At 45.2% G+C, this 25,999-nt stretch carries 30 protein-coding genes; 12 read left to right on the top strand and 18 right to left on the bottom strand.

Translation table 11 applies throughout. The annotated features are described in order from the left end of the window. The first annotated feature begins 106 nt into the window (after nt 1-106). Both ACYFDN_RS09260 and ACYFDN_RS09255 read left to right on the top strand, forming a co-directional pair. Nucleotides 107-820, top strand: a complete 714-nt coding sequence (locus ACYFDN_RS09260) for an HAD family hydrolase (RefSeq protein WP_483510829.1) — start codon at nt 107-109, stop codon at nt 818-820. Between the two features lie 40 nt (nt 821-860). Beyond that, nucleotides 861-1,535 (top strand): YciC family protein, encoded by a 675-nt coding sequence (locus ACYFDN_RS09255; protein ID WP_406610563.1) that lies wholly within the window; start codon nt 861-863, stop codon nt 1,533-1,535. 85 nt (nt 1,536-1,620) lie between these two features. Here ACYFDN_RS09255 and ACYFDN_RS09250 read toward each other — a convergent pair whose 3' ends face one another. Together ACYFDN_RS09250 and ACYFDN_RS09245 are read right to left on the bottom strand one after the other, a co-directional pair. Then, a complete protein-coding gene (locus tag ACYFDN_RS09250) occupies nt 1,621-1,818 on the bottom strand; it encodes a DUF4250 domain-containing protein (protein WP_016401392.1) in 198 nt (65 codons plus the stop codon). Then, the gene (locus ACYFDN_RS09245) at nt 1,812-2,015 is read right to left on the bottom strand and encodes a DUF2061 domain-containing protein (RefSeq protein WP_016401391.1); all 204 of its coding nucleotides are present in this window, start codon (nt 2,013-2,015) and stop codon (nt 1,812-1,814) included. Before ACYFDN_RS09245 ends, ACYFDN_RS09250 begins: the two co-directional genes overlap by 7 nt. Before the next feature lie 362 nt (nt 2,016-2,377). Between ACYFDN_RS09245 and ACYFDN_RS09240 the strand changes: the two genes are divergently transcribed. Beyond that, nucleotides 2,378-4,747 (top strand): fatty acid cis/trans isomerase, encoded by a 2,370-nt coding sequence (locus tag ACYFDN_RS09240; protein ID WP_483510828.1) that lies wholly within the window; start codon nt 2,378-2,380, stop codon nt 4,745-4,747. Nucleotides 4,748-4,803: 56 nt separating this feature from the next. Here the strand turns inward: ACYFDN_RS09240 and ACYFDN_RS09235 are convergent, their stop codons facing one another. Then, nucleotides 4,804-6,753, bottom strand: coding sequence for a methyl-accepting chemotaxis protein (locus tag ACYFDN_RS09235; protein ID WP_483510827.1), 1,950 nt, complete (start codon nt 6,751-6,753; stop codon nt 4,804-4,806). A 120-nt stretch (nt 6,754-6,873) separates the two neighbouring features. Further along, entirely contained in the window at nt 6,874-7,755 is an 882-nt protein-coding gene (locus tag ACYFDN_RS09230) for an AEC family transporter (protein ID WP_483510826.1), read from the bottom strand. Between the two features lie 134 nt (nt 7,756-7,889). Between ACYFDN_RS09230 and ACYFDN_RS09225 the strand changes: the two genes are divergently transcribed. Next, entirely contained in the window at nt 7,890-8,471 is a 582-nt protein-coding gene (locus ACYFDN_RS09225; RefSeq protein WP_483510825.1) for a DUF4115 domain-containing protein, read from the top strand. Nucleotides 8,472-8,800: 329 nt separating this feature from the next. Here ACYFDN_RS09225 and ACYFDN_RS09220 read toward each other — a convergent pair whose 3' ends face one another. The 6 genes from ACYFDN_RS09220 to ACYFDN_RS09195 form a co-directional block, all read right to left on the bottom strand. Further along, nucleotides 8,801-9,073 (bottom strand): oxidative damage protection protein, encoded by a 273-nt coding sequence (locus tag ACYFDN_RS09220; RefSeq protein WP_016401386.1) that lies wholly within the window; start codon nt 9,071-9,073, stop codon nt 8,801-8,803. 46 nt (nt 9,074-9,119) lie between these two features. Next, nucleotides 9,120-10,178: an A/G-specific adenine glycosylase gene (gene mutY / locus ACYFDN_RS09215; RefSeq protein ID WP_483510824.1), complete on the bottom strand. Its 1,059-nt coding sequence runs from the start codon at nt 10,176-10,178 to the stop codon at nt 9,120-9,122. Between the two features lie 9 nt (nt 10,179-10,187). Continuing rightward, nucleotides 10,188-10,655 (bottom strand): Lrp/AsnC family transcriptional regulator, encoded by a 468-nt coding sequence (locus ACYFDN_RS09210; protein WP_016401384.1) that lies wholly within the window; start codon nt 10,653-10,655, stop codon nt 10,188-10,190. A gap of 82 nt (nt 10,656-10,737) precedes the next feature. Further along, the gene (locus tag ACYFDN_RS09205; RefSeq protein WP_483510823.1) at nt 10,738-11,670 is read right to left on the bottom strand and encodes a Gfo/Idh/MocA family oxidoreductase; all 933 of its coding nucleotides are present in this window, start codon (nt 11,668-11,670) and stop codon (nt 10,738-10,740) included. Nucleotides 11,671-11,681: 11 nt separating this feature from the next. Further along, complete coding sequence (locus ACYFDN_RS09200) at nt 11,682-12,173, bottom strand: cupin domain-containing protein (RefSeq protein ID WP_483510822.1); 492 nt, start codon at nt 12,171-12,173, stop codon at nt 11,682-11,684. 50 nt (nt 12,174-12,223) lie between these two features. Next, nucleotides 12,224-12,757 carry a type II secretion system protein gene (locus ACYFDN_RS09195; protein WP_483510821.1) on the bottom strand — a complete coding sequence of 178 codons (534 nt, stop codon included), beginning with the start codon at nt 12,755-12,757 and terminating at the stop codon, nt 12,224-12,226. A 78-nt stretch (nt 12,758-12,835) separates the two neighbouring features. Between ACYFDN_RS09195 and ACYFDN_RS09190 the strand changes: the two genes are divergently transcribed. Both ACYFDN_RS09190 and trmB read left to right on the top strand, forming a co-directional pair. Then, complete coding sequence (locus ACYFDN_RS09190; protein WP_483510820.1) at nt 12,836-13,144, top strand: DUF1272 domain-containing protein; 309 nt, start codon at nt 12,836-12,838, stop codon at nt 13,142-13,144. A 144-nt stretch (nt 13,145-13,288) separates the two neighbouring features. Continuing rightward, a complete protein-coding gene (trmB, locus tag ACYFDN_RS09185; protein WP_016401379.1) occupies nt 13,289-14,023 on the top strand; it encodes a tRNA (guanosine(46)-N7)-methyltransferase TrmB in 735 nt (244 codons plus the stop codon). A gap of 8 nt (nt 14,024-14,031) precedes the next feature. Here the strand turns inward: trmB and hemW are convergent, their stop codons facing one another. From hemW to ACYFDN_RS09150, 7 genes are all read right to left on the bottom strand, one after another. After that, on the bottom strand, nt 14,032-15,186 hold the full coding sequence (hemW, locus tag ACYFDN_RS09180) for a radical SAM family heme chaperone HemW (RefSeq protein ID WP_483510819.1): 1,155 nt from the start codon (nt 15,184-15,186) through the stop codon (nt 14,032-14,034). Further along, the gene (gene rdgB, locus ACYFDN_RS09175) at nt 15,180-15,779 is read right to left on the bottom strand and encodes an RdgB/HAM1 family non-canonical purine NTP pyrophosphatase (protein WP_472589085.1); all 600 of its coding nucleotides are present in this window, start codon (nt 15,777-15,779) and stop codon (nt 15,180-15,182) included. The genes hemW and rdgB overlap by 7 nt, the downstream gene beginning before the upstream one ends. A gap of 361 nt (nt 15,780-16,140) precedes the next feature. Further along, on the bottom strand, nt 16,141-16,575 hold the full coding sequence (locus ACYFDN_RS09170; RefSeq protein WP_483510818.1) for a DUF4426 domain-containing protein: 435 nt from the start codon (nt 16,573-16,575) through the stop codon (nt 16,141-16,143). A 58-nt stretch (nt 16,576-16,633) separates the two neighbouring features. Further along, nucleotides 16,634-16,924: a DUF167 family protein YggU gene (gene yggU, locus ACYFDN_RS09165; protein WP_016401375.1), complete on the bottom strand. Its 291-nt coding sequence runs from the start codon at nt 16,922-16,924 to the stop codon at nt 16,634-16,636. Beyond that, the gene (locus ACYFDN_RS09160; protein ID WP_016401374.1) at nt 16,925-17,470 is read right to left on the bottom strand and encodes a YggT family protein; all 546 of its coding nucleotides are present in this window, start codon (nt 17,468-17,470) and stop codon (nt 16,925-16,927) included. A 17-nt stretch (nt 17,471-17,487) separates the two neighbouring features. Continuing rightward, complete coding sequence (proC, locus tag ACYFDN_RS09155) at nt 17,488-18,309, bottom strand: pyrroline-5-carboxylate reductase (protein WP_483510817.1); 822 nt, start codon at nt 18,307-18,309, stop codon at nt 17,488-17,490. A gap of 187 nt (nt 18,310-18,496) precedes the next feature. Further along, nucleotides 18,497-19,195 carry a YggS family pyridoxal phosphate-dependent enzyme gene (locus ACYFDN_RS09150; protein WP_152784429.1) on the bottom strand — a complete coding sequence of 233 codons (699 nt, stop codon included), beginning with the start codon at nt 19,193-19,195 and terminating at the stop codon, nt 18,497-18,499. A gap of 25 nt (nt 19,196-19,220) precedes the next feature. Between ACYFDN_RS09150 and ACYFDN_RS09145 the strand changes: the two genes are divergently transcribed. The 5 genes from ACYFDN_RS09145 (at nt 19,221) to ACYFDN_RS09125 (ending at nt 23,755) form a co-directional block, all read left to right on the top strand. Next, nucleotides 19,221-20,255, top strand: coding sequence for a type IV pilus twitching motility protein PilT (locus ACYFDN_RS09145; protein WP_016401371.1), 1,035 nt, complete (start codon nt 19,221-19,223; stop codon nt 20,253-20,255). A gap of 8 nt (nt 20,256-20,263) precedes the next feature. Next, nucleotides 20,264-21,382 (top strand): PilT/PilU family type 4a pilus ATPase, encoded by a 1,119-nt coding sequence (locus ACYFDN_RS09140; RefSeq protein WP_472589082.1) that lies wholly within the window; start codon nt 20,264-20,266, stop codon nt 21,380-21,382. A gap of 17 nt (nt 21,383-21,399) precedes the next feature. Next, nucleotides 21,400-22,173, top strand: a complete 774-nt coding sequence (gene yaaA / locus ACYFDN_RS09135; RefSeq protein ID WP_483510816.1) for a peroxide stress protein YaaA — start codon at nt 21,400-21,402, stop codon at nt 22,171-22,173. 162 nt (nt 22,174-22,335) lie between these two features. After that, nucleotides 22,336-22,803, top strand: a complete 468-nt coding sequence (locus ACYFDN_RS09130) for a hypothetical protein (RefSeq protein ID WP_472589080.1) — start codon at nt 22,336-22,338, stop codon at nt 22,801-22,803. 208 nt (nt 22,804-23,011) lie between these two features. After that, nucleotides 23,012-23,755 carry an OmpA family protein gene (locus tag ACYFDN_RS09125; protein ID WP_483510815.1) on the top strand — a complete coding sequence of 248 codons (744 nt, stop codon included), beginning with the start codon at nt 23,012-23,014 and terminating at the stop codon, nt 23,753-23,755. Nucleotides 23,756-23,817: 62 nt separating this feature from the next. Here ACYFDN_RS09125 and srmB read toward each other — a convergent pair whose 3' ends face one another. Next, entirely contained in the window at nt 23,818-25,074 is a 1,257-nt protein-coding gene (srmB, locus tag ACYFDN_RS09120; RefSeq protein WP_483510814.1) for an ATP-dependent RNA helicase SrmB, read from the bottom strand. A gap of 97 nt (nt 25,075-25,171) precedes the next feature. Between srmB and ACYFDN_RS09115 the strand changes: the two genes are divergently transcribed. After that, the gene (locus ACYFDN_RS09115) at nt 25,172-25,894 is read left to right on the top strand and encodes a tRNA1(Val) (adenine(37)-N6)-methyltransferase (protein WP_483510813.1); all 723 of its coding nucleotides are present in this window, start codon (nt 25,172-25,174) and stop codon (nt 25,892-25,894) included. Nucleotides 25,895-25,999: the final 105 nt, after the last annotated feature.

The raw sequence follows: 25,999 nt of genomic DNA, 5'->3' as shown, positions 1-25,999 counted from the left end.
CGATTAGATCACTAGCTTTTTGGGGGAAGGCAGAAGGACTTGCTGTAAACAATCGTTGACTTCTTATTTCCTGTCGCTAATCTGACTGAAAATAAAAGGAATACCGATGATTAAACCAATCCAAGCCAAGATGCTAATGTTTGATTTAGACGACACCTTAGTGGATGACGGAGTTGCTACCGAAACCGCCGCTAAAGCTTTGTTTGGTAAATATAGGCCCTCGCAAGCTGATGATGCCCTAAGCCATTGGAAGCGTGCGCTAAAACTTCATTATCCAGCTTTTTTACAAGGTAAACTTAGCGCCGCTGAAATGCGCCAAGCCCGCGCGCGCGAGGCTTTGCAAGATAAGAGTTTAAGTGCTGATGCTGCTGAGCAGGCTTTCGAATATTTCATGCAGCAATATATTGATGCAACGGTGTTGTACGGTGATACCTTGGCTTGTTTAGATCAGCTTAAGCAACAAGGCTGGCGCCTGGCGTTAGTATCTAATGGGCCAGAAGATATGCAACAGCGAAAAGTACGTGCAGCTGGCTTGTTCGATTATTTTGAGTTTGTTCTAACCGCAGAAGCGGCTGGTGTTGCTAAGCCTAAAGCAGAGATTTTTCAGCAAGCCGCGCAATTGGCCAAGCTTGAGCTTAGCCAATGTTGTTATGTGGGAGACAACTTGGTGAATGATGCTCAAGGCTCTAATGCAGCGGGGATGAGCAGTGTGTGGTTACAAAGAAGCAAGAGCTGTGAACCTGAATATCAGCCATTGGAAAATGTAAACTGGACAATAGCCTCACTAAATCAATTACATCAGTGCATTGGTTTAGCATAAACGTGTTGGTTGGCGGTTTTAAAGGAGTAGTGAAAGCAGTATGGCAATAGTTGGTTTATGGGACTGGTTGGCCGATAGCTTACGTTTTTACCGTCAGCATTTTACTCAATTGGCATTAATGGTTTTGCCCTTTGCTGTTCCTTTTGCCGCACTGCAAAGCCAATATGTTCAAAACCCTAGCGAGCCTTCTACCGCAAATTACTGGATGTTTGTGATAATAGGTTTGTTAATGCAGCCTGTTTATCAAGGTGCAATCATTTTGTACATGCGCGCCCAGTTTAAACAGCAACCTTGGTCAATTGCTCGCTGCTTCCAAGCGTCGTTAAGTATTTGGCCTTTGTTGTTTACGGTAGTGGCAATTTGTTTTGCTTTGGTAATGCTTGGCCTGAGCTTTTTTGTGTTGCCTGGTATTGTCATCGCCAGTCGGTTGTTGGTGGCAGATTTACACTGTGTACTAAATAAAAGCAATCCCGTGGAAGCAATTAGCGCAAGTTGGCGGCAAACCGAAGCCTATAAGTGGCCTTTGCTAGCGGGTGTGATAGTGGTTGCAGGGGTTACCATGATACCGGTTTGGGCTGTGCATCATTGGTTATTAGACAATAACGCCAATGGCATATGGGTGTTTGCTAATCGAGTCTTTGGGCAAGTACTCGAAGCTTTCTTTTTAGTATTTGCCTACCGTGCTTATAGCGCGATGAATGCCAGTGCAGAGTAGTTTAACTATTTACCAAGCTGCTTATTCTTTTTAAGTGCTTATGTAAACTAGCCATCCGCTTTGTAGAGCAGAGCGGAGTATGTGATTAGGCCGCGGTAAACTGTTGTTGCTTAGCTTGCAATTGGTAGCCTGCTGACGCTAAGCGTTGGCTCAATTGGCTCTGATTTAGCTCGTAAAATCTGCATAGTTCAGTAAAGCTAGAGAACTCATTTCTAATTTGCATGTTTACAATGCTTACCAAAATATTGATATCCATTTGTTGAACGCGTTGTTGGTCTAACATGCATATTCCTTGGCTGGTTGAGGGCGGTTGAAGCCCCATTTGGTCCATGCTTTTTCGTGAAAGAAGTAAGCCACACTGTTTACTGCTGGCTCTACTATGGCGACCAAACCGCCAATCATCATGTCACCAGTTAACAACCAAGTGACCAAAAAAGCGATAGTGAAATGCATGCTGGCAAAAGTTAATGTTTTAATCATAGTGTTGTCCTCGTTTATTTCTATATCTAAATGATAATCATTATCATTTACTTTGCAAGTTATTTTTGTGCTTTTTTTATTCGACAGTTGATTGGAAGGTTGGAAGGCAAAAATTTAAAGCTGGCTAGGGAAGTAGCTAAATGCGCCAGTCACTTCTAAAAATGAACAGACACATGTTGTGCTTTATCTCACTGCAATTAGCGCTGTTGACTGCTTTTTTTACTAATAAAACCACAAACCTGTATCTCGTTTGCTTGTGTTAGCTGGCCAATCTAAAAGCGCGCTAAGCTGCTTAGTTGTTATATACTTAGGCTATTGTTAAGCGCCTAATAGTAAAGATAAGGCTGTATCAGGGATGAGCTATGTTTCGACGTTTTAGTATTTTTTGGGGGCTGCTGCTTGTAGTAGGTTGTTCAAGCGTAATTGTTAATCAGTTTGATCAACAATTTGGCGAAGCCTCGGTACAAACGCGAGTTTTTTCAGAGAGCCATCCTCCTGCTGCAGAGTTCCTTGCAGAGGTAAAGCCAATTTTAGACCAGCGTTGTGTGATGTGTCATGCCTGTTACGACGCGCCTTGCCAGTTAAAACTTACTTCTGCAGCCGGGATTGACCGCGGTGTAACTACTGAGCGCGTGTACAATGCCAGCAGAGTGACTGCCGCTCCAACCACCCGCCTATATACCGACGCTAAGTCTACGCAAATGTGGCGTCAGAAAGGTTTTAACCCGGTATTAAATGAGCGTATTCAAAGCGAACAAGCGAATTTAGAAGCGGGGGTAATGTACCAAGCCTTAAAACAAAAGCGCGATTACCTAGACCCCGGTAACGAGATCCTAGATCCCGAGGCCTTTGATTTTGCTTTAGATCGAGCCCAGCAGTGTGTTGGTATTGAAGGCTACGCTAAGGTGCAGGCTTCACATCCTGAATGGGGAATGCCCTATGGGCTGCCGGCAATTAGCGATGCCGAGTTTGATACGTTAGCTGCTTGGCTAGCTAGCGGCGCGCCGATGGCCGATGACTTAAGCGCACATAATCAGCTTGCTGAGCAGGTTGCTTATTGGGAGGCTTTTCTAAACGGTGACTCGCTCAAACAGCAGTTAATGGCGCGTTATATTTATGAACACCTGTTCATTACTCATTTGTATTTTGGTGATGACCCAAATACTCGCCCTGCATTTTTTAAACTGGTGCGCTCTCGAACCGCCCCAGGTACACCCATTGATGAAATAGCAACCCGTCGTCCTTACGATGACCCAGATGTAAGCCGCGTGTATTACCGCTTGGCTCCAGAGCGCGAAACCATTGTGGTGAAAACCCATATTCCTTATCGTTTAGACAAGGCTCGCCAGCAGCGCTGGACCGAGTGGTTTTTAGGTGACGATACCAAGGTAGACAGCTTGCCGAATTACGAGCCTAGAGTGGCGGGTAATCCTTTTGTGGCTTTTCAGGATCTTACTGTGAACGGTCGTTATCGCTTTATGTTGGATGATGCCGAAACCTTTATTATGGGCTTTATGAAAGGGCCTGTTTGTCGCGGGCAGGTGGCTTTAAATGTTATTCAAGACCACTTCTGGGTATATTTCGCCAACCCCGATAATCGCTATGAACAAGAGCAAGCAGAGTTCTTAGTTGAACAGAGCGACCACTTAAGAATGCCATCGGTTGAGCAAAGTAATGTGCTGCCAATTAGCGCATGGCTTAACTACTCTAAGCGTCACCGCAAATTTATGGATGCCAGTATCGACCATGTTAATCAATGGTTGAGTAAAGACAGCTCGATACTCAATTTAGATTTACTGTGGGATGGTGATGGGGTAAACCAAAATGCCGCACTTACTATCTTCCGCCACTTTGACAGTGCCAGCGTTGTAAAAGGCACCGTAGGCAGGCAGCCAAAAACCGCTTGGGTTATTGATTACTCCTTGTTTGAGCGAATTCATTACTTATTAGTGGCTGGGTTTGACCCATACGGCAACTTAGGTCATCAATTAGTAACCCGTTTATACATGGACTTTTTACGTATGGAAGGTGAAGGCAGCTTTGCCTCATTCTTACCTGCTGAAATGCGTTATGATGAACTGCGTAGCTGGTATGTCGGTGCAGACAAAAATATTATCGAGTTTGTTGAGTCTCGCCCACAAGAGGCTTTCTTCAAAAGTGCAGTGGAATATAGCGGAGACGGACCATACAAACAGCAGTTGTTTGACATGATTGGTGAGAAATTAGCACCAGTATTAAGCCAAAAGCATCAAATAACCTGGCCGCAATATTCACGAGAAGTGACTGATTTTGCCATTCAAGTAGGCGCTTGGCGCGGTGGCTCAATTAAGCTGTTGCCGCAAGTGGTGTTTATTCAAGTCGACGACGTAGAGAAAGAGGAGCCTGAGTACTACACGCTATTGAGGCATAACGCTCATACCAACATTTCTAGCTTGTTCTTAGAAGACAATAACCGTTTGCCAGATCAAGACACCATATCTGTTTTGCCTGGCTTAGTAGGGGCTTATCCTGGTGCATTTTGGCAAGTCGAAAAGTCTGAGCTGAAACAATTACAACAAACTTTGGTGCAAGTGCATAACGAACAAGGCTATCAAGCATTTATGAAACGTTATGGGATCCGCAGAACCAACAACGAGTTTTGGCCATTTAGTGATCGCTTACATCAAGTTTACCTCCAAGCTGAGCCTTTGGAATCGGGTGTGTTGGATTACAGTCGCCTAGAGAATCGCTAGATTTATCTAACAAAAAGCCCAAGCAAAGTGCTTGGGCTTTTTAATTTTTCGTTTTGTTAGTTTGTTTTAAATCGCGATACCATTTCTTGCAAGCTTCCCGCTAGAGAGTTAAGAGCAGTTGCGCTTTGCTCTAGTTGTTGAGAAACCTCGTTTGCTTGACTAGAACCGTCATGAATATCGGTGATGTTGCGATTGATTTCTTCTGCTACCAAGTGCTGCTCTTCTGCTGAAGCTGCAATTTGCGTGGCCATGTCTCGAATGGTAAGTACCGATTGCAATATAGCCTCAAACACTGTGCTGGTTTGGTTAGTGGCGGTTACCGAGGTGGTTGAGTGTTCAATACTGCTAGAGAGCTTAGTGGCTACATTGGAAGTTTGTTGGCGCAAGTTACTCAATAGCTTGTCGATTTCTTCGGTAGATTCTGCGGTGCGGCCAGCCAGGGTTCTCACTTCGTCTGCAACTACTGCAAATCCTCTGCCTTGCTCACCCGCTCGGGCGGCTTCAATGGCGGCATTTAAGGCCAACAAGTTGGTTTGTTCAGCAATGCCACGAATGGTATCTAAGATTACAGTGATGTTAGCTGATTCTTGCGACAGTTCATCCATGGCTTGATTTGACTCATTCAAGGTGGTTTCTAGTTGGCTAACGGCGCGCACCGTATCTTGAATAAGTTGATGACCTTCTTCTACCTGTTGCTGGCTATCGTCGGCGCTAGAAGCCGCTTGGCTACAGTTTGACGCCACTTCATTAGAAGTGGCTACCATTTCATGGAATGCCGTTGAAACTTGTTCTACAGCCGCTAACTGCCCCTCTGCAATTTGCTTCATGGTGCTGGACAATTCGCTGGCTTGCGCCGCGGAGTTATCTACTTGTTCACTATTACCTTTAATGCTGGCAACCAGTGAGTTAATCGATTCAACAAAGCGGTTGAAGGCATTGGCCATTTGCCCCGATTCATCGTTAGATTGGATATCTAAACGCTGGGTTAAGTCGCCTTCACCAGATGCGATACCCTCTAGGCCTTCGGTGATGGTAATCATCGGTTTGGTGATAACGTTCATCAAGGTAAAGCCTATCGCGATAAATACCACCATCATCAAAATGGCAACGCCTATTATCAGCGTTATTAGCGAGTTGGCTTGTTGATACACTTCGCTGGCAGGCATAAAGCCAATAAAGCGCCAGTTAAGATCAGGAGATAAATACACGTTGGCTAACCACGTTTCACCGTCTTTTTCTATGGTGTGTAAGCCTGGCGATGCGCTTTGAATAGCCTGATAGCTTGCCACGTCGCCAATCGCTTTAAACAGGTTTTCTTCACTTGATGGGTCAGCCAAAATCGTATTGCTGTCTTCAATCATGATGATGTAGCCCTGTTCACCAAACTTCACTTTTTTAATTAAGTCTGTCAGTTTACTTAGGGTGACATCTACGCCAATAGTACCAAATGCTCCTTTGGCGCCTTCAAAACGCACCATGTAGTCCACCAAGGGGGTTTTAGAGATTAAATCTTGGTAGGCGGGAATACGTACCGGGGTTGTCGAGTTTATAGATAAAGGGTACCAAGGCCGCACTCTTGGGTCGTAGTCGGCAGAGTTTTTACCTAAGGGCCATTGAATATAACCACCATGGTCCATCGCCAAGTAGACATAGGCTAAGTCGGGCCGCGCTTCGCCAAACTCGCGCATAAAGTGAAAGGCTTCTTGCTCTACACCGCCAATTTTATCAGGAGTCATCATGGTGCTGGGTTTGCCCATATAGGTGGTTACACTATGGTCCAGTTGTCGGATGACTTTAGAGGTAGCGAGAAATTTAGCATCTTCGGCTAGGCCGTTTAGGTAGATGGAAAAGGTGGTATCAATGTGCCCGAGCTCTGCAGTACTTCTTTGTTCAAAGTTGAGTTCAGCGCTATTGCGCACGCTCCAAACAGTGATGATGGAAATCACCAATACTGGGATAACCACTCCTGCGAGTAACAACAGCAAAAACTTTGTTCTTATTTTCATTTTTAAGTCCACTATGCGAGCGCGTATTAAGATAAATATAGTGGACTTAGACAGGAATTCTAATTTGCCTTGAATAACTTAGCGGTAAATGCGGGGTAAAGAACGCAGCTTAGCTTGTAGTTAACTAGCAGGTAATACCCACAATAAGGCTAACGGGATAAACACTAAACTGGCAATGTTGCCCAGCATTACAATGGAGGCTACCCGTTGCGGTTCAATTTGATACTGTTCGGCAATAATAAAGTTGAGTACGGCGGGCGGTAAAGCTGCAAACAAAATTAAGCAAGATTGCTGCAAGCTGTTGAGCGGCAAAATCGCAATGGCGATGAAAGCACACAATAGGCCGCTAAGAGGGCAAGCGATAGCGCCAATCATACCGATGCGCCAATCTTTTAAATCTACATCGATTAATCTTACTCCTAGGGTAAATAGCATTAGCGGAACCGATATTTGTCCGAGCATTTCTATTGGCGTGGCAATGACTTTGGGTAGCGAGAGATCTAAGGCACCCCAAACTATGCCGGCAATGGCAGCAACAATCACCGGAATGCGCAGTGTTGAAAGCAATTTTGCTTTGGTATCAATAAAATATAGGCCTACCGAAAAATGTAAGACCATTTCAACCACAAATAGAATCACTGCAATCGGCATGGCTACTTCGCCAAAGGCTAAAATAATCAGTGGTAGCCCCAAGTTACCGGCGTTGTTGAACATCATTGGTGGCAAAAAGGTACGCGCCTTTAACCCTAAAGGCTTAATCAGAGGAAGCAATACTAGGCCGGAACCTAACACTACCCAAATTGATGCTAGTAGCAGTTCGCTATAATCGGCTAGCTCTAACTGGGTATTTGCCAACACCGAGAAGATTAAGGCAGGGCAGAATATCTCCATATTCATGCGATTAGCGGCGCTAATGTCGGGTCGGTGTTTACGGCCATAAATTAGGCCCAACACCACAATAATTATTAGCGGTGCAACAATACTTAAGATTTGCCAAGCCACAGCATTAGTCCTTTATCGAGTGAGAATTAAGCTTATCAGAAAAGTGTGTTGGGGCTAGTTAGCAATAAGTGTTATGGCTTTAACTGACTTGAATGGCTAGGCTAATAAAGAGTTCACCAAAGTTTGAGTCGATTATGTTGAAACAGCTCTACCTCGCTATGATCTTGCTTGTTATAGCTGGCCAAATGCCAACGGCGGCCATTGCTGAAGATGAGTTTGACATGGACATGGGTATGGACTTTCCAGAGCCAGAACAACTGCCTGAGTTAGAGCCTGAGCCTCCAATCGCTGAAGTATTACCCGAAGTTGATCAGCCAGAGGTGGAACTACCGATTGCTCCGCCGCCAGAAGAGGTGATCCCACCGGAAGAAATATTGCCACCTATCATTGTGCTACCACCACCGATATATTGGTTAGATGATCCTTGGGACTATTGGTATCCACATGACTATCCGCGCCATTACTACCGCCCAGCGACTATTAGCGTGAGGGTGAATGGTGAGCTTAAGTTGCGGATTGTGGATAGCCAGCAGCGTACTTTAGTTAATCAAACCATAGAAGCTGGCACTTACCAGCAATGGCAGGGGCAAGCTCCATTTGCTGTCACTGTTAGTGAGCCGGCGCAAATATCGCTGAGCTACCAAGGTAAAGAAGTGGATTTAAGCGCTTACCAAGACGCTGAAAATGCCTATTTTCAAGTGCCGCCTAATCGTTAACCTTAGGGTCTGTTGATCTTTGCTGATGGTTTTTTCGGCAATTCATTAGCCATTTAGGCAAGGCAGCGAGTGTGCAGTTAAGTGGGCTTAATAAACACTCGCTAACGCTGAATAAATGGCTAAGAAATGCTGCCCGAAGGGTTCGGATATGCCAACTTTACTCTTTGTTAAGCACTTCTTGCTTAGCCCACTAGGCTTCTAAGTGCTCGCCGCGATTAAAACCCGCTTCTCTCGAACAACATTTCAACACCAAAGATCAACAGACCCTAATTACTAGAAATAAAAAAACAGAGCTAGTGCTCTGTTTTTTTTGGGTTTAGCCTCGGAGTTTATTGGCTTGGTGGTGTGTAACCTTCAATATCCACTTCACCGTCTTCAAACAGGTACTTAACCATTTCTGCTTGCAGTAGCTCGCGGTCATCTTGATTCATCAAGTTAAGCTTTTTCTCATTGATGAACATGGTTTGTTTTTTCTGCCACTCGGTCCAGGCTTCTTTGCTGATGTTGTCAAAAACGCGCTTGCCCACATCACCAGGAATCAGTTGAAAATCTAAGCCTTCGGCTTCTTTTTTTAAACGTTGGCAAAATACGGTTCTAGCCATAATAGGTCCTTTTTCCTTGCTTTGCCTAAGGGAGGCAAAGGCTAAATTAAAGTGCTTGTTGCGCTATTTTTAACAGCTTTTCTGTAACGGCAGCTAAGCCAACTTTGGGTGCTTGTTGCATGTTATACCAAAGTTGTTGATTGTCTGCCATGACTTGTAAGTTAGGCGCTTCGCTAAGCTCGATGAGCGAAGGTTGAATGTCTAAATGGTAGTGGCTAAAGGTGTGCCTTAGCGGCGAGAGCTCATAAATGGCATCGGCGCTCATTCGATGCTGATTTAGCCAATCATTAATGCTGTCTTCAATATTAATTTCAGGGAAGCAATATAGGCCTCCCCAAAGCCCTTGCATGGGGCGTTGATAGAGCAAAAACTGCTGCTGCCAATGCAAAATCAACATTTGAGTGGGTTTTTCTGGCAATACTTTTTTAGGCTTTTTACCAGGGAAGTCGCCTTGACGCTGATACTTAAGCGCTTGGCAATCTTCTGCTACAGGGCAAACCTCGCAACTAGGTTTGCTGCGAGTGCAGACCATGGCGCCTAAATCCATCATTGCTTGATTGTATTCGGTGGTTTGTTGCTCTGGCGTATTGGCTTCGGCCATTTCCCATAGTTGGTTTTCTACCGGCTTTTTACCTGGCCAACCTGCTATCGCTTGGTGACGAGCGAGTACTCGCTTTACGTTACCATCTAAAATGGCATGGCGTTGTCCTAAGGATAAAGACAATACCGCGCCAGCGGTTGAACGGCCAATGCCTGGTAGAGCAATAACTTGGTCGATATCTTCGGGAAATAGCCCATTATGTTGCTCGGCAATCTCTTTAGCGGCTTTGTGTAAATTACGCGCTCGTGCGTAATAACCGAGGCCGGTCCAAAGGTGCAACACTTCATCTGTGTCGGCTTTAGCTAAGTCACTCACCGTAGGGAAACGTTGCATAAAACGTTCAAAGTAGGGAATAACCGTAGCCACTTGAGTTTGCTGCAGCATGATTTCCGACAGCCAAACTTTGTAGGGTGTTTTGTCTTGCTGCCAAGGCAGGTGTTTACGCCCAGCTTGGTGATACCAAGTAACTACTCGGCTGGAAAAGTTTGCGAGATTGTTGGTCATTAAAAGTGCTTAGTTTAAATAGTGGGTTGGCAGCGAGGTGGTCGATTTCATGACTTCCATAGAAAAGGCAGAGCTTACATCGGTAAAAGCTAAGCGTTCGATCAGTTGCTTATATACTTTGTCGTAGTCGTCGATACTCGGTACTACAACCTGCAACAGGTAGTCGATACTGCCACTCATGCGGTGAGCTTCAATGATCTCTGGAATATCTTGAATGGCTTGCTTGAATTGATCCAACCATTGTTGGTCGTGCTGCGAGGTGCGCACACTTACAAACACGGTTACGCCTAGGTTGAGTTTAGCCCTATCGAGTAAGGCGACCTTGTGGCGAATAAAGCCTGCTTGCTCTAGTTTTTGCACTCTACGCCAGCAAGGGGTTGCCGATAAACCCACCCGTTCGGCGATGTCGTTGAGCGGGATGCTTACGTCTCGTTGCAGCAAATCGAGTATTAACTTGTCTTTACTATCGAGTTTCATTTTTCACACTCTGCTCAAATAATGAAAGTTGCTGCTATTTTCCCGCGCTTAAGCCTAAGAAACAACCGCTATCTTTGTGTGGCTACTCGCCCATTAGGCTTTGTTCTAACCAAAGCGCTTTATTGGGGCTAAATCCGCCAGCAGCGAGTAGTTCCTGTTTACTGGTGTGGCCACGTAAGTGCTCGATGATGGCGGATGTAGAGCGATGATTGGCTTGTAACCAACAATCTTGTGGATGATATTCCCCTTGATTTTGTGCTACTCCATTTAACAACACCGGCGCAAAACGCCAAGCATGACCAGGTACATATTCGCCCCGCAACTCAATGTTATTGTCGCATTGCGTTAAGCGTATTTGATGAAAGATGCCCGGAGATCCACCTAAACTAAAATCCACCTCAATCTGATGCTGCTTGCATGCAAGCTTTAAGCTTAAGTGCTGATTATCATACTGCCTCTGGCATTTCGTAGAAGAGAGCTGCTTTTGTTCGCCGAGTTTATGGAGTAACCAAGAAAGGGGATGGCTAGCTGTCTCTAAAAACCACTGTTCTAAAGTAAAGTTAAGCGGCAAGTTTACCTGTGAGCTTAAGTGCGCCTTAACTGGTTGTTCGGCCTCCAGCAAGCTATTGATAAGCTGAGCGCTTGCTAAGTAATTAAAGGCATAGTTCACCCATAGGTTTTGCGGCCAGCTCGATAAGGGCTGGGTTGTAGTTAAGCCCATTAGCGGCTTTTCACAAATGATCGCGGTGTGCTTAAAATGCTCGATAAGCGTTAAATGCGAGGCTGCAGGGCTGGCAATAATCACTAAATCTACTGGTGGCAATTGGTCGATGTTATTGCAAGCCGCAGCAATGCCATGTTGCTTTGCTAGGTGCTGGGCTTTGTTTATGTCTAAATCAAGTAAAGCTTTAACCTCTACTTGGCTTTGTTGAAGGGCGCTTAAGTGCACTAAGCCCCAGTTGCAGCCAATAATCGCTGCACTGTTAATGGCGGCGGGCGTGTTGTTGAAAAGCAATTTACGAAGTCCTAATTGTTAACTTTGGCGGCAACCACAATAAAGCGAGCGCCAGTAGAGCCAGCTTGCACAAAGTGACTTTGTCCAGGGTGAATACAGTGGGAGTCGCCAACTTTAAGGGTTTGGGTTTGCTGCTCCTCTCCTTCAACCACGGTAATAACAAGCTCACCACTGAGCAGATAATAAAGCTCTTCGGTATGAGTATGTTGATGCAAACCGATACTGCCATTGGCTTCTAGGCTTGAATCCATCACCAGCTCTATACCACTGGCTAAAATGCCTTCGGCTTTGTCTGGCTCTTCACTGTAAATCCAAGTGCCATCTAAACGTCCTTTGCCTTGCATGCCCGCGGGAGCTGAAGGATTTAGGTGGGCAGGTTGATAGACTACGGTAGACATATGCTGTGCTTGTTTAAAACTATAGCCTTGGCCCTCGTAGAGAGGAGCATCACCGCCATGAAACTCTTGGTCAATAAACTGCCGAGATTTTGGTTTGGAGGTCATTAAATTATCCTAAATGTTTTTGCTGAGTACATTCCATTAATGTTGCTTGATCAACAGTCTGATGTTTTGACAGTAACGCTAGGGCCGTTGCCATTCTCTTGATTGGTATATAAAACATGGCAATCAAAGAATACACTTTTATCGGCTAAATCATCAGAAAAGAAGATGTAAATTCGATTCAATGCAGTCGATTTGTCCACAAAAAAGGGAGCGGCATCATTATTGGCAATGATCGAAGGTAAGGCCACAGAATCTATATCCAACCATGCTTGCACTTGAGTATTCAGTTGCTGAAAACTATCGCTGCCATCTACCGCGGGATAGCCTTGGTAAACAGGAAGTTGAGTACCCAAATAGTCTATTTCGCTGTTGCCATTGGTTTTATTTTGCAAGGCTGCTTCACTATAGACCAAATGCAAGCCTTCTCTCATTGCTCCACCAATAGTTTCTAATGTGGCAGCTTTACTATCGAAGCGTAAGTTGAGGAACTTCGGTAATGTTATTACACCTAATATGGCTAAAATCACAATAACCATCACTAGCTCGATTAGGGTAAAACCGCTTTGTTTGGAAATAGCTAACATTGTGAATAATCAACCCTCTTTGCTTGGGCTTTAACATCATTACCTGTTTATTATAGGAAACCTAATAGTGGAGGCGCTATGTTAGAACTTAGACCTTGTTGCGAGCACTGCGAAACACCCTTAGCAGCCAATGCAACCAACGCGATGATTTGTTCCTTTGAGTGCACTTTTTGTAAAGAATGTGTGGAAACCGTTTTAGCCAATGTTTGCCCAAATTGCGGTGGCGGGTTTTGTCCTCGGCCTATTAGGCCAGAAACTGATTGGGTGAATGGTAATAATTTGAGCCATTACCCGGCGGGTAAGCGAGTGGTGACTAAAGCGGTAAACCCTAGTCAGCAACAAAGTCTGATTGAGCGAGTAGGGACGCTAGCGCCAAATAAACGCTAGGGGCTGTTTACCTTTCGAGCTAATTTTTGCTGCAAAACATTGCAAGCTTTAGCGAGCAAAGCTTGCACAACGGCGAGAACTTTGGATAATGCCAGCCCTGTTCTACATTTAGAATGTCCCTGCAAAATCTAGTCTGGAAATATCATGAGCGAGCAAGACCAAAACCAAGCACCTGAGGCTTCTCAAGAGCAAGTTGAAGATAAACGTCTTCGTAAAATTCGCAGCTTTGTTAAGCGCGAAGGCCGTTTAACTAAACGCCAAGAAAAGGCATTAACAGAGTTTTGGCCGCAAATGGGCTTAGACCACCAAGCCAGCAACTACTCACTGGCGGATGTATTTGGTCGCGAGGCAAAAACCGTATTAGAAATTGGTTTTGGCATGGGAGCTTCTTTAGTAGAAATGGCCAAGGCCGCCCCAGAAACCAACTTTATTGGTATTGAAGTACATCGCCCCGGAGTTGGCGCTTGCATGGCAGATGCTGTTGAAGCGGGCATTACTAATTTGCGCGTATTTGAACACGACGCTGTAGAAATATTGAATGACAGTATTCCAGACAATAGTTTAGATACTGTTCAATTATTTTTCCCAGACCCATGGCACAAAGCGCGTCACCACAAACGCCGTATCGTGCAACTTGAATTTGTTGAAGTGCTGCGCAAGAAGCTAAAGATTGGTGGTGTATTCCACATGGCGACAGACTGGGAAAACTACGCTGAGCACATGTTAGAAGTCATGCAAGCTGCACCGGGTTATAGCAATACTTCTGACACTAATGACTATGTGCCACGTCCAGAATGGCGCCCACTAACTAAATTTGAAAACCGCGGCCATCGCTTAGGCCACGGTGTGTGGGATTTGATATTCGCTCGCGAGTCTTAATTACCCGCTTAATCGGTAAAGCAATTGAGAAGGTCGTTTAGAAATAAACGGCCTTTTTTTGTTACCGCCCAATGCTGATCATGTTCATCTAATAGCTCTTGTTGCCTTGCCTCTTTAAGCGATGACTCAAGCTTGCTAAGCGGCAAACCACTTAAGTTAATAAACTCAGCCTTGGGAATATCTTCAAACAAACGTAGGCGGTTTAAGAAATACTCAAAGGCTAAATCATCTTGCTCAACTGCCCAGTGCTTAAACATAAATTCGCGCTCTGGTGCTAAATAACCCTTAGGGTGTTTAACTTTTTCTGTTCGTATGATGGCTTGTTGAGTTAGGTCACTTATTTTGCCGTGCGCGCCACAGCCAATGCCCAGGTAGTCGCCAAAACGCCAATAATTAAGATTGTGTTGTGAGCGGTCGCCATTTTTACAGTAGGCCGAGACTTCGTATTGCTCAAAGCCTGCTTGTTGCAGTTGCTGGTGGCCTTGCTCAAAAATATCCCATAACAGATCCTCGTTAGGCAATTTGGGAGGGCGAGAAGCAAAGGCGGTATTGGCTTCAATCGTTAGTTGATACCAAGATAAATGGCTTGGGCCAAGGGCAAAAGCTTGCTGCAAGTCGCTCATTGCTTGCTCGAGGCTTTGGTTTGGCAAGCCGTGCATTAAATCAAGGTTAATGCGCTTAAAACCGGCTTGCTGAGCAAACTCAAAGGCTTTGATGGCCTCGTCATCACTGTGAATGCGGCCAAGCTTGGTGAGGTGCTCAGCTTGAAAGCTTTGTACGCCAATGGATAAGCGGTTTACCCCTGCTTGAAAATAACCAGCGAAGCGCTCTGCCTCGGCGGTACCGGGGTTGGCTTCCATGGTAACTTCGGTCTCAGGGCCTAAAACCAAGCGCTGTTTGATGCCTTGCAATAAATCGCTGATAGCTTGGGCAGATAGCAGGCTAGGGGTGCCTCCGCCAATAAAAATACTGTGCAAGGCTCGGCCATGTAAGGCAGGGAAGCGGGCTAAGTCGGCATCTAAATCTGCCAGCAGGGCTTGTATGTAATCGGCTTCAGGTAAGTCTTGTTTGAGGCCATGGGAGTTAAAATCGCAATAGGGGCATTTTTGCACGCACCAAGGCACGTGCACATAAAGGCTAAGTGCAGGGCTAAGCCTTAGCATGTTTGAGCTTCCATTTGCGCTAACAACTGGCGTAAGGCAATACCGCGATGGCTAAGGGCGTTTTTTTCTGCCTTGCTTATTTGAGCAGACGTTGCTTGATGTTGTTCAACCCAAAATACCGGGTCATAGCCAAAGCCGCCAGCACCATGAATTTCTTCGGTAATGCTGCCGCGCCATTTACCGTGGCAAATTAGCGGCGCTGGGTCATCGGCATGGCGCAAGTAAACCAATACGCAGTGAAACTCTGCGCCTCGCTGGGTTGGCGGTACCTGTTTCATAGCATCTAATAGTTTTAGCACGTTGTCGTGATCATTTGCATCTTCGCCAGCGTAGCGAGACGAGTATAAACCGGGGGCTCCATTTAAGTAGTCTACGGCTAAACCCGAGTCGTCAGCAATGGCAGCGAGCCCAGTAATCTTAGCCGCGTGGCGGGCTTTAATAATGGCATTTTCTACAAAGGTGGTGCCAGTCTCGGCGGCATCTTCTATGGCAAACTCACTTTGGGCAATAATTTGCTTGTTTAGTGGTTTAAGTAATTCCGAAAGTTCGGCCACTTTGCCGGGGTTGCCGGTGGCAAGTACAACTTTTTGCATACTGAGTCCTAGAGTAACAAGAGGCTGGTGTAGTTTAATCGAAGGGGCTGTGCTGAAACAGCCTTAACTAACAGCTAAGACTGGGTATTTTAGATTGTTTAGGGGTTGTTGATCTTTGGTGTTGAAATTTTATTCGAGATAAGCGGGCTTTAATCGCGGCGAGCACTTAGAAGCCTAGTGGGCTAAGCGAGAAGTGTTCAACAAAGAGTAAAGTTCGCTTATCTGAACCCTTCGGGCAGCATTTCTTAGCCATTTATTCAGCGTTAGCGAGTGATTATTAAGCCCACTTAACTGCACACTCACTGCCTTGCTTAAATGGCTAATAAATTGCTGTAAAACCATCAGCAAAGATTAACAGCCCCTAATCTACGTAGAACTTTTGTTGAAACTCTAGCAGCTGTTGGCTTTTGCCATCATCAATAGTGAGCTTGAAACGAAAGGTCTCTTCGTTGCTGTGACGTAATTCGGCAATATAGTAAATCGACTCGCCTTCGCGAATTTCTTTAAACTCTAGGTTTTTTTGATTACCAATTAAGTTACGCGCTGTTCCTGATATGTTTACTGCAACTGGAGCCTTGTTAGCCGATTTGCTGTCGAGCACGGTAATGTTAATCAGGCCGTTATATCGGCTACGCTGCAAACCGTAAATTTTGGCGACTTCTGCTGGAATAAAGGCGGAGTTAAAGGCCACATAGTGCACTTCATAGTTACCCAGTTGAGCTTTTTGTTCTGCCTGACTGGGTAGAGAAAATAGCATTATGCTGGCGATCAAGTTGACCAAGAAAAACTTACTCATGAGGACGACCTTTTTTACATGCATGGTTTAAGTATAGAAAGATTCTGCGCGATAAAAGTTACAGCAAACCAGCGATTATCTCAGGGATTTGTTTTGGCTGAGCAATGCTAATGGTTTTGTGGCGACCAAGTTCTCCGCGAAGGATAGAGATTTGGGATTTGGCCACCTTACATTGTTTCGCTAAAAACTTGCTCAAGTGCTGATTGGCTTTTCCATCAACCGGTGGAGCAGTAATGGCGATTTTAAGTTCTTCACCGTGCAAGCCAATAATCGCGTCGCGGCTCGCCTTAGGTTGCACGTAAACCTGCAACAGCAGGTTTACGTCATCAAAGCTAACGGGCTTAGGCAATTACAAAGAGCTCCAGAATGGTACCCAGCCGGCGATTAACAAATTAAGAAAGTTAAGCGCAATAAATAGCACCAATACAGATAAATCCAATCCTCCCATGGAAGGAAGAATTCGGCGGATCGGTGAAAGTAGCGGTTCAGTTAATTGGCCTAATACATACTCTATTGGGCTGCGACCTTGGCTTACCCAGCTTAGGATAGCGCGCAGTAACAATACCCAGAACAACAACATTCCTGCTTCTTTTAGGGTGCTAAACAAGGCCAGAATCGCTACCGCAGTTAAATCAAAACCGCCACGTAGCTGCATTAAAATAGCCCATTTGGCAAAGGATATGACTAATGCCAAGAACACTGCTGCCCAATCTACTCCAGCGAATCCTGGGATAACCCGGCGTAGCGGAACGACAATGGGGTTGGTTGCTTTAACCACAAATTGGCTAAGCGGGTTGTAAAAATCGGCGCGCGCCATTTGTAACCACACACGCAGTAAAACCACCATCAAGTAGAGGTTGAATACAACTTCAATCAAGTAACTAAGCGCTTGCATAAGGTCCTCAGAATAATTTAAAACAAACTTTCCATTTCGCGTCCGCGTTCAACGGCGGCGTCCATGGCATTGGCGACTACTTTACGTAAGCCTTGTTCTTCAAAAACACGAATCGCCTCGGCAGTCGTTCCTCCCTTAGAAGTAACATTGGCCCGAAGTGTCGCTAAATCAAGGTCTGGATTAGCTGCAACCAGTTCGGCACTGCCTAAAGCTGATTGTTGAACCAAGCTTCGCGCTTGTTCAGGGCTAAAGCCTAGTTGCTCTGCATGCTGCTGCATAGCTTCCATGAATAGGAAAAAGTAAGCGGGGGCACTGCCTGCTGCTGCGATGATATGGTTGATATCATCTTCGTTTGCCACCCAGCAGGTTTCACCTACTGCTTGCATTAGCTGCTCGGCGCTAGCAATTTGCTCTTCGCTTACATCTGCTGGAGCAAATAAACCCGTCATACCGCGGCCAACCAATGCAGGAGTATTAGGCATGGTGCGCACAATGGCAACCTGCTCACCCAGTAAACCTTTCAAGCGTTTAACGCTGACACCTGCAGCAATAGAGACAAACAGTTTATTGCTTAAGTCATTGCCTGCATCGGCAATGGCTTGGCAAACCACTGCCATAAGTTGGGGTTTTACCGCCAATACAATCACATCGCTTTGGGCAATGGCTTGATTGTTATCGCCAGTTACATTTACTAAAAACTGCTGCTTAAGATTTTGCTGCTGCTCAGTATTAGGATCACTAGCGGTAATGTTGCTTGGGTTTGCGCCATTAGCAAGTAAGCCGCCAATCAAACTGCTGGCCATGTTACCACCGCCAATAAACGCAATTCGAGCTGTCATGTTCAATTTTCCTTATTATTGTTCTTATACCAATCGTACTAAGTCACTGTTCATTCTAGCTGGTTAAAATACTCGATAATTGCGTTAGCATTTTTGATTGTAGAATAACTACTTATCGAAAAATCCTGTCTTATTCTCGAGTATTTTTCCTGCGCTATTTCTGATCACTTACTTAGTGTGATTGGTATTAGTTTCGCTGGCCAAATATCGCGCTGCCCACCCTAACCATGGTACTGCCGTTATTGATTGCCATTTGCATGTCGCCACTCATCCCCATGGAAAGAGTATCAACACTAGAATATTGTTGCTGTAATTCGCTAAATTTTTGTTGCATGGCAGCAAATTGAGCTGCCAGTTCTTGGCCTTGCTCAAGCTTTTGCGGAATGGCCATTAAACCGCGCAAGGTTAAGGCTGGCTGTTTCGCAATGTGTGCAGCCAATGCATCTACATCTTCCAGTAACACTCCAGATTTAGCCGGTTCTTGGCTAATATTGACTTGAATACACACTTGCAAGGGCGCCATGTTGCTAGGGCGCTGCGCTGCTAAGCGATCGGCGATTTTGGCCCGCTCTAGGGTTTGCATCCAATCAAAGTGCTCCGCCACAAGGCGAGTTTTGTTGGACTGCAAGGGGCCAATAAAGTGCCATTCTATGGGCTCTTTTAACCAGCTTTGCTGTTGGCTTTCGATGATTTTATCTACGCCTTCTTGCACATAGTTTTCACCAAAGCTGCGCTGGCCTGCCTGATAGGCGCTGGCAATATCACTCAAGGGTTTGGTTTTACTAACGGCTAACAAATCAACAGCATCTGCGGGGCGATGTGCTTTAGCTAACGCTTGCTGAATTTCTTGGTTAACAAATTGAAGTGCTTGGGTAATACTGCTCATAGACTCACATTGAGGAAACAATTAAATGGATGTTACTGAATTACTGGCCTTTAGTGTAAAACATAACGCGTCGGATCTACACCTATCTGCAGAATTGCCACCGATGATTCGGGTAGACGGCGAAGTACGTAAAATTAACGTACCGGCATTAGAGCACAAACAAGTTCATAGTCTGATCTACGACATTATGAACGATAAGCAACGTAAAGAGTATGAAGAAAACCTCGAGATTGACTTCTCGTTTGAGGTACCCGGTGTAGCGCGCTTTCGTGTGAACGCCTTCCAACAAAGCCGCGGCGCGGCAGCGGTATTTCGTACCATTCCTTCAGAAGTATTGAGTTTAGAGCAACTAGGTGCACCTGCCATTTTTAGGCAAATCGCCGAACACCCACGTGGTTTAGTGCTAGTAACTGGCCCAACCGGTTCAGGTAAATCAACCACTTTGGCGGCGATGATCGACTACATTAATGAGCAGCGCCATGAGCACATCCTTACCATTGAAGACCCGATAGAATTTGTGCACAAAAACAAAAACTGTCTGATTAACCAACGTGAAGTGCACCGCGATACCCACAGCTTTAACAATGCGCTACGTTCAGCGCTTCGTGAAGACCCGGATATTATTCTGGTTGGTGAACTACGTGACTTAGAAACTATTCGTCTAGCACTCACCGCAGCCGAAACCGGTCACTTAGTATTTGGCACCTTGCACACCACCTCAGCAGCTAAAACCATTGACCGTGTGATTGACGTATTCCCAGCAGCAGAAAAAGACATGGTACGTTCCATGTTGTCAGAATCACTGCGTGCGGTAATTGCTCAAACTCTGCTTAAAAAACTGGGTGGCGGACGAGTGGCTGCTCACGAAATTATGACCGGTATTCCAGCTATTCGTAACTTGATTCGTGAAGACAAAGTGGCGCAAATGTACTCGGTTATCCAAACCGGTATGGCACACGGTATGCAGACCTTGGATCAAAACTTAAAAGAGTTGGTAAACCAAGGCATGGTGTCTTATGAAGACGCTAAACTTAAAGCTGCAGATCCGAATAACTTCTAGGAGGGTTTATGTTACTCGATGAGCTATTAAGCGACATGTCGGAGCGTAAAGCATCCGATTTATATCTATCGGTTGGTGTGCCGCCTAGTGCTAAAGTGAGTGGCCGTTTAATGCCACTAACTGAGCAAAAACTAATGCCAGAACATGTCATGGATATGCTAGCCGCCATTCGCACAGAGGCTCAGCTAGAAGCCTTTGTTACTGGTCGTGAGGCAAACTTTGCCATCGCTCGCCAAGGCTTGGGCCGTTACCGTGTGAGTGCTTTTTATCAACGCGAACAGCCAAGCATGGTAATTCGTCGTATTGAAACTGATATTCCAAGTTTTGAGCAGCTGCAGTTGCCGCAAATCCTCAAAGAAGTAGGTATGTCGAAACGTGGTTTGATTCTGTTTGTTGGTGCTACCGGTGCCGGTAAGTCGACCACTCAGGCCAGTATGATTGATTATCGTAATCACAATTCAAGTGGGCATATTCTTACCATTGAAGACCCGGTGGAATTTATGCACAAACATGCTGGTTGTATTGTTAACCAGCGTGAAGTGGGCATTGACACGCCATCGTTTGATGAAGCCTTGAAGAACTCATTGCGTCAAGCACCCGATGTGATTTTGATTGGTGAGATCCGTACCCGTGAGACCATGGAGTTTGCTTTGCAATTCTCTGAAACGGGTCACTTATGTATGGCTACCTTGCACGCCAACAACGCAAACCAAGCCCTAGACCGGATTATGCACTTGGTGCCAGAAGAGCGCCATCGCCAACTGTGTTTTGACTTATCATTCAACCTACGTGCGATTGTGGCTCAGCAGTTAGTGCCAACCAAAGATGGCAATGGCCGTCGCGGGGTATTTGAAATTTTACTTAATACACCTTTAGCTGCCGATTTAATTCGTAAAGGTGATATGCATAAGCTCAAAGAGTTAATGAGTAAATCCCGCGAACAAGGCATGTTAACCTTTGACCAAAGCTTGTTTGAATTGTTCGAAAGTGGCGTAATTGGCTATACCGAAGCCATTGCCCATGCTGATTCACCTAACGATCTTCGTTTGATGATTAAATTGCATGGCACCGAAAAATCGAATAATTTAGACAGCGGAATGTTAGACGGTGTTACCGTCGATTTTTAACTCTTGAAAGGAGCATTATGTTAGCGGTTATTTCACCAGCTAAAACCTTGGATTTTAGTTCTGAGTTAGCGAGTTACTCATCTTCTCGCCCTGAGCTGCTTGAGCATAGTGCCGAGCTAATCGATGTGGCTAGGCAGTTAAGCCCGGCCGACATCGCTAGCTTAATGAAAATTAGTGATAAGTTGGCAGGCTTAAACGCTGCCCGTTTTGCTGAATGGACCAAGGACTTACCAGAAGATTTGGCTCGTCCAGCAGTGTTTGCCTTTAAAGGCGATGTATACACGGGTTTAGATGCAGCCAGTTTAAGCGCTGAGCAATTAGACTATGCTCAGCAGCATTTGCGGATCTTGTCTGGTCTTTATGGTTTGTTGCGTCCCATGGATTTGATGATGGCTTATCGCTTAGAAATGGGCATTAAGCTTGTCAATGAAAGAGGGGCAAACTTGTATCAGTTTTGGGGTGAGATTATCACAGATAAGCTGAATCAAGCCTTAGCCGAGCAGGGCGACAACATTCTGGTTAACTTAGCCTCTAATGAGTACTTTAAAGCGGTTAAACCCAAGCTTTTAAATGGCACGGTTATTACCCCAGTGTTTAAAGATCAAAAGAACGGTCAGTATAAGATCATTAGCTTTTATGCCAAAAAAGCCCGTGGCTTAATGGCTCGCTATATGTTCGATAAGCAGGTCACCAGCATAGAGCAACTGAGCCAGTTTGATTATCAAGGTTACTATTTTGATGAAGCTAGCTCGGATGCTAGCACTTTGGTCTTTTTACGTGACGAAGCGTAAGGCCTAAGGTGGTTTACAGCCTGAGAAAGCCCCACTTAGTTGGGGCTTTTTTTATGCGCATAATTGTTTACGGCGCAACCGAGGGAGATTAAGGCTTTTAACCACTAAAACAAAACGTCTTTACTAGGCTTAGTTTTTCACTTATCAGTAAGGAAAGCTAATATGTTAGACGCAATCTTAGAACACTATTCACAGTATCTTTATCTAAGCGCTGAAGTGACCAAAACCAATGGGCAACACGTTAATGTGAGTGAGCTGTTCACGGTTAAATTTACCTTGCTCAATACCGCTCCAACCATTCGAAGTACCCGCCAAGCTAAAATAGTTTTTTTAAACCCGTACTTACAGATTATTAAGACTGACTATGCCGCACCTTGGGGGCCAGATAATGAAGCTTGGGATTCTATGGGTTTGAACTTTCGTCGAGATCTCAACCCTGGAGAAAGTGCTAACTTAGAAGTAGAATTTGTTGCCCTTCGCTCGATGGACCGCCGTAGATTCATTGTGGAAGAACCCTATACTTCGGTGTCGGTTAAAGCGCCATTGGACGTGAATGAACTCTTTTTTGCACATCAACAGTTTGAGTTTTCACATGACATTCGTCTTCGCTCACCTACAGATAGAGAGTAAGTGAAAAGTAAAACTATATGATGATTTTAGGCGAATTATAGTAAGGGCCTGTAAAGCTTTTAACTTTTTATTCACTTGAGTTTTTGCTCCAGCCTTGTCAATATCACAAAAAAGCCTACCTAGAATAGGTTTGATTGGTAAATAGGTGACTTATTTTTTACTCAAGGTAATCGACATGAATAGTCGAGTTAGGCCATATGGAGATAATATGAAAAATAAGATTGCAGTGGTATTAGCGCTAGTTGGCGCAGCTTCATTATCAGGGTGTTCAACTCCTCCTGAAGGAGATATTAGGGTTTTGTGTCCGATTATCGGCGGTGCCTTTGGCTCTGTTGCTGGCGGTGGTGGCATGGTTGCCGGTGTTATCGGTGGCGCGTTGGTTTGTTCTAATCCAGATTTAGACGGTGATGGTGTGGCTAATAGCGTTGATGAGTGCCCCGATACACCAGCAGGCGCAATAGTTGACGAACGCGGTTGCGAAATTGTCGAAGAAGTTGTTGTAGAAGAAGTGGTTGTTGTTGAGGAAGAGATTGTAGAAGAGGTGGTCGTGGTTGCTGCAGCAGCTGCAGTACTAATTCCTGAGTCTTGCGAACAATATGTCATGGTTGAAGATGACAATGTGGTTGGCTTTGAACATATCTTATTTGGCTTCAACAAAGACGAATACGATGCTGATGAACAAGCTAAAGTTGATTGTATCGCTAAAACCGTTATAGCAAATGACTTAAAAATTGATGTAGCGGGTCATACCGACAACATTGGTAGTGACGAATACAATTATGAGCTGAGCAAACGCCGTGCACATAATGTTGGAGTTGCTTTACTTGCTGCAGGTGTAACCAGAGATGCAGCGGTTGAAGAAGGCAAAGGCATTGCTGCGCCAATTGCTTCTAACGCTACCGAAGAAGGTCGCGCGCATAACCGCCGAGTAGAAGTGCGAGTTTATAACTAATACGACGTTATAACAGTCACAAAAAAGCCACGCATTGCGTGGCTTTCGTTTTTATTACTTGGCTATTTCTTTGCTTTTTTAGCTAGCTTCTTAGCGCGACCCTTAGCCTTTTTCTTGGCGGCTTTTTTAGCTTCCGCCGTTTTAGGTTTTTTCTTCTTAGCCGGTGGCGCTGCTATACGGTGAGTTGGACGTAAGCCATCAATTACTCTGCGTTTAATTGGCTCTTCGGTATAACGCTCTGCTTTGGCCAACGCTCCCATATCATGTGCTTCAACCAGGTTTACAGCCATGCCTTTGCGTCCAGCACGGGCGGTGCGGCCAATACGGTGTACATAAACATCTGGGGTGCGTGGCATGTCATAGTTAAATACATGACTAATTTCAGGTACATCTAAGCCACGAGCAGCCACATCGGTGGCGATGAGAATCTTAACTTCGCCCTCTCTAAAGGCTTGCATGGCTTGGTTGCGTTTGTCTTGAGCCATTTCACCACGCAGGTACGATGCTTTAATATCATCGCTTTGTAGCTGTTCTGCTAAGGCATATAAACGCTCACGGGTTTTTACAAATACCACACAACGTTCAATCTCTTCGTTAAGCAAGTAGTGGCGCAATAACTGGTATTTATGGGCAGCATCATCACAGAAGTGCAAAATTTGTAGAATCTTAGCCCGCTCACGACGAGGTGGTTCTACTTCAATTTGTACCGGGTCTTGCATCACCTTGTCGGCAAAACGCATTAAACCAGAGCCTTCTAAAGTGGCGGAAAACAAGGCGGTTTGACTACGCTCACTGGTAGCGTCGCTAATCGTTTCCATGTCTTTAATAAAGCCCATGTCTAACATTCGGTCGGCTTCGTCTAGAATCAATACCTCAATGGCTTGGGTATCAAACACCTTATAGGTGATGTACTCCATTAAGCGGCCAGGAGTGGCGATCACGATATCAATATTGCCTTTAAGCTGTTCAGCGTGAACATCGTATTTAACCCCACCTGTGATATCGATAGTTGTGAGTTTGGTGTGCGCTGTTGCTAAACGAGCCTGCTCGGCGACTTGCATGGCAAGCTCACGGGTAGGCGTAAGAATTAATACTCGACCGGGCCCGGCTTTACGGCGAGGGTAGTCCAACAAATGTTGAATCGCCGGCAGCAAAAAGCCTAGGGTTTTGCCTGTGCCAGTAGGCGCAGAAGCCAGTACATCTCGACCATCAAGCATGGCCGGAATGGTTTGCTGCTGAATAGTTGTGGCTTTTTGTAAGCTCATATCGCTTACTGCAGCTAGGATCTGCGGGTCTAGGTCGAGGTCTTCGAAGGTCATAAATCTACCAAGTTGTGAGGCGCCATCGACTTGAACCAAAAGCGCGGGTCATTTACATTCGCGGCATAGTATAGCGCCAAACAGAGGCAAGCAAGAAGTGATCGATCATAATCAGCGTCCTGGATTCACCTTTAAGCGGTTTCATGTGGCGCACGATCAATGCGCAATGAAGGTGGGTACCGACGGGATCTTATTAGCGGCGTGGCTTAATCTGGCAAATGCGAAGCGCATATTGGATGTAGGAACAGGCACCGGATTGATTAGCTTAATCATGGCTCAACGCTGTGAAGGCAAGCTGAGTATTGATGCCATTGATATTGACGCTGATGCTTGTGAGCAAGCTAAATCTAATGTGGCGAACTCTCCGTGGGCAAATACTATCAATGTAACTTTAAGCAGTATGCAAACTCACCAACCGCCTTATGCCTATGATCTTATTGTTTCTAACCCGCCGTATTTTCCTGCCGGACAGCAATTCGATGAAAAGCGCCAGCTAGCTAGGCACAGTGGCTCGCTCAATGCCGAGCAGTTTTTTGCTGCCTTGAAAAAGTTATGCCATGCAAACACTGAATTAGCGTTAGTGCTACCGTGTGATGTAGCAGAGTTGTGGCAACAGCAAGCCTTAAGCAACAATTGGTGTTTAATTCATCAAGCTGAGGTGCAATCACTTCCCAATAAACCAGCCATTCGTAGTTTGATGCGCTTCTCTCAACACGCTTCGTTGTCACTTAAGCAAGAGCAAATCCTTATCTATCAGGAGGATAGAACTTACTCTGAACAATATGTTGAGTTGTGTAGAGAATTGTACTTAAAAATGTAGATTTGTTTACTGTTGAGTTGGATCAATTATCCTTTATGTAGATTTATTCACTGGTTTTATGTTTTAAAGCCATGTTATATACTCCATCGCTTAAAAATATAATCA

It is taken from the genome of Agarivorans sp. D1326 (assembly GCF_056958115.1).
The sequence above is the reverse complement of the archived record's forward strand: the minus strand, read 5'-3'. Positions and strand labels throughout refer to the sequence as shown.

What these genes read in the sequence shown, in the direction of transcription:
- ACYFDN_RS09255 (WP_406610563.1), top strand. Translation starts at nt 861, where the DNA reads ATGGCAATAGTTGGTTTATGGGACTGGTTGGCCGATAGCTTACGTTTT.
- ACYFDN_RS09220 (WP_016401386.1), bottom strand. Translation starts at nt 9,073, where the DNA reads ATGGCTAGAACCGTATTTTGCCAACGTTTAAAAAAAGAAGCCGAAGGC.
- rdgB (WP_472589085.1), bottom strand. Translation starts at nt 15,779, where the DNA reads ATGCAAAAAGTTGTACTTGCCACCGGCAACCCCGGCAAAGTGGCCGAA.
- ACYFDN_RS09235 (WP_483510827.1), bottom strand. Translation starts at nt 6,753, where the DNA reads ATGAAAATAAGAACAAAGTTTTTGCTGTTGTTACTCGCAGGAGTGGTT.
- ACYFDN_RS09160 (WP_016401374.1), bottom strand. Translation starts at nt 17,470, where the DNA reads ATGCAAGCGCTTAGTTACTTGATTGAAGTTGTATTCAACCTCTACTTG.
- ACYFDN_RS09260 (WP_483510829.1), top strand. Translation starts at nt 107, where the DNA reads ATGATTAAACCAATCCAAGCCAAGATGCTAATGTTTGATTTAGACGAC.
- ACYFDN_RS09170 (WP_483510818.1), bottom strand. Translation starts at nt 16,575, where the DNA reads ATGAGTAAGTTTTTCTTGGTCAACTTGATCGCCAGCATAATGCTATTT.
- ACYFDN_RS09190 (WP_483510820.1), top strand. Translation starts at nt 12,836, where the DNA reads ATGTTAGAACTTAGACCTTGTTGCGAGCACTGCGAAACACCCTTAGCA.
- yaaA (WP_483510816.1), top strand. Translation starts at nt 21,400, where the DNA reads ATGTTAGCGGTTATTTCACCAGCTAAAACCTTGGATTTTAGTTCTGAG.
- ACYFDN_RS09150 (WP_152784429.1), bottom strand. Translation starts at nt 19,195, where the DNA reads ATGAGCAGTATTACCCAAGCACTTCAATTTGTTAACCAAGAAATTCAG.
- mutY (WP_483510824.1), bottom strand. Translation starts at nt 10,178, where the DNA reads ATGACCAACAATCTCGCAAACTTTTCCAGCCGAGTAGTTACTTGGTAT.
- ACYFDN_RS09130 (WP_472589080.1), top strand. Translation starts at nt 22,336, where the DNA reads ATGTTAGACGCAATCTTAGAACACTATTCACAGTATCTTTATCTAAGC.
- ACYFDN_RS09195 (WP_483510821.1), bottom strand. Translation starts at nt 12,757, where the DNA reads ATGTTAGCTATTTCCAAACAAAGCGGTTTTACCCTAATCGAGCTAGTG.
- ACYFDN_RS09250 (WP_016401392.1), bottom strand. Translation starts at nt 1,818, where the DNA reads ATGTTAGACCAACAACGCGTTCAACAAATGGATATCAATATTTTGGTA.
- hemW (WP_483510819.1), bottom strand. Translation starts at nt 15,186, where the DNA reads ATGCTAAGGCTTAGCCCTGCACTTAGCCTTTATGTGCACGTGCCTTGG.
- ACYFDN_RS09240 (WP_483510828.1), top strand. Translation starts at nt 2,378, where the DNA reads ATGTTTCGACGTTTTAGTATTTTTTGGGGGCTGCTGCTTGTAGTAGGT.
- ACYFDN_RS09145 (WP_016401371.1), top strand. Translation starts at nt 19,221, where the DNA reads ATGGATGTTACTGAATTACTGGCCTTTAGTGTAAAACATAACGCGTCG.
- proC (WP_483510817.1), bottom strand. Translation starts at nt 18,309, where the DNA reads ATGACAGCTCGAATTGCGTTTATTGGCGGTGGTAACATGGCCAGCAGT.
- srmB (WP_483510814.1), bottom strand. Translation starts at nt 25,074, where the DNA reads ATGACCTTCGAAGACCTCGACCTAGACCCGCAGATCCTAGCTGCAGTA.
- ACYFDN_RS09225 (WP_483510825.1), top strand. Translation starts at nt 7,890, where the DNA reads ATGTTGAAACAGCTCTACCTCGCTATGATCTTGCTTGTTATAGCTGGC.
- ACYFDN_RS09245 (WP_016401391.1), bottom strand. Translation starts at nt 2,015, where the DNA reads ATGATTAAAACATTAACTTTTGCCAGCATGCATTTCACTATCGCTTTT.
- trmB (WP_016401379.1), top strand. Translation starts at nt 13,289, where the DNA reads ATGAGCGAGCAAGACCAAAACCAAGCACCTGAGGCTTCTCAAGAGCAA.
- ACYFDN_RS09200 (WP_483510822.1), bottom strand. Translation starts at nt 12,173, where the DNA reads ATGACCTCCAAACCAAAATCTCGGCAGTTTATTGACCAAGAGTTTCAT.
- ACYFDN_RS09140 (WP_472589082.1), top strand. Translation starts at nt 20,264, where the DNA reads ATGTTACTCGATGAGCTATTAAGCGACATGTCGGAGCGTAAAGCATCC.
- ACYFDN_RS09125 (WP_483510815.1), top strand. Translation starts at nt 23,012, where the DNA reads ATGAAAAATAAGATTGCAGTGGTATTAGCGCTAGTTGGCGCAGCTTCA.
- ACYFDN_RS09210 (WP_016401384.1), bottom strand. Translation starts at nt 10,655, where the DNA reads ATGAAACTCGATAGTAAAGACAAGTTAATACTCGATTTGCTGCAACGA.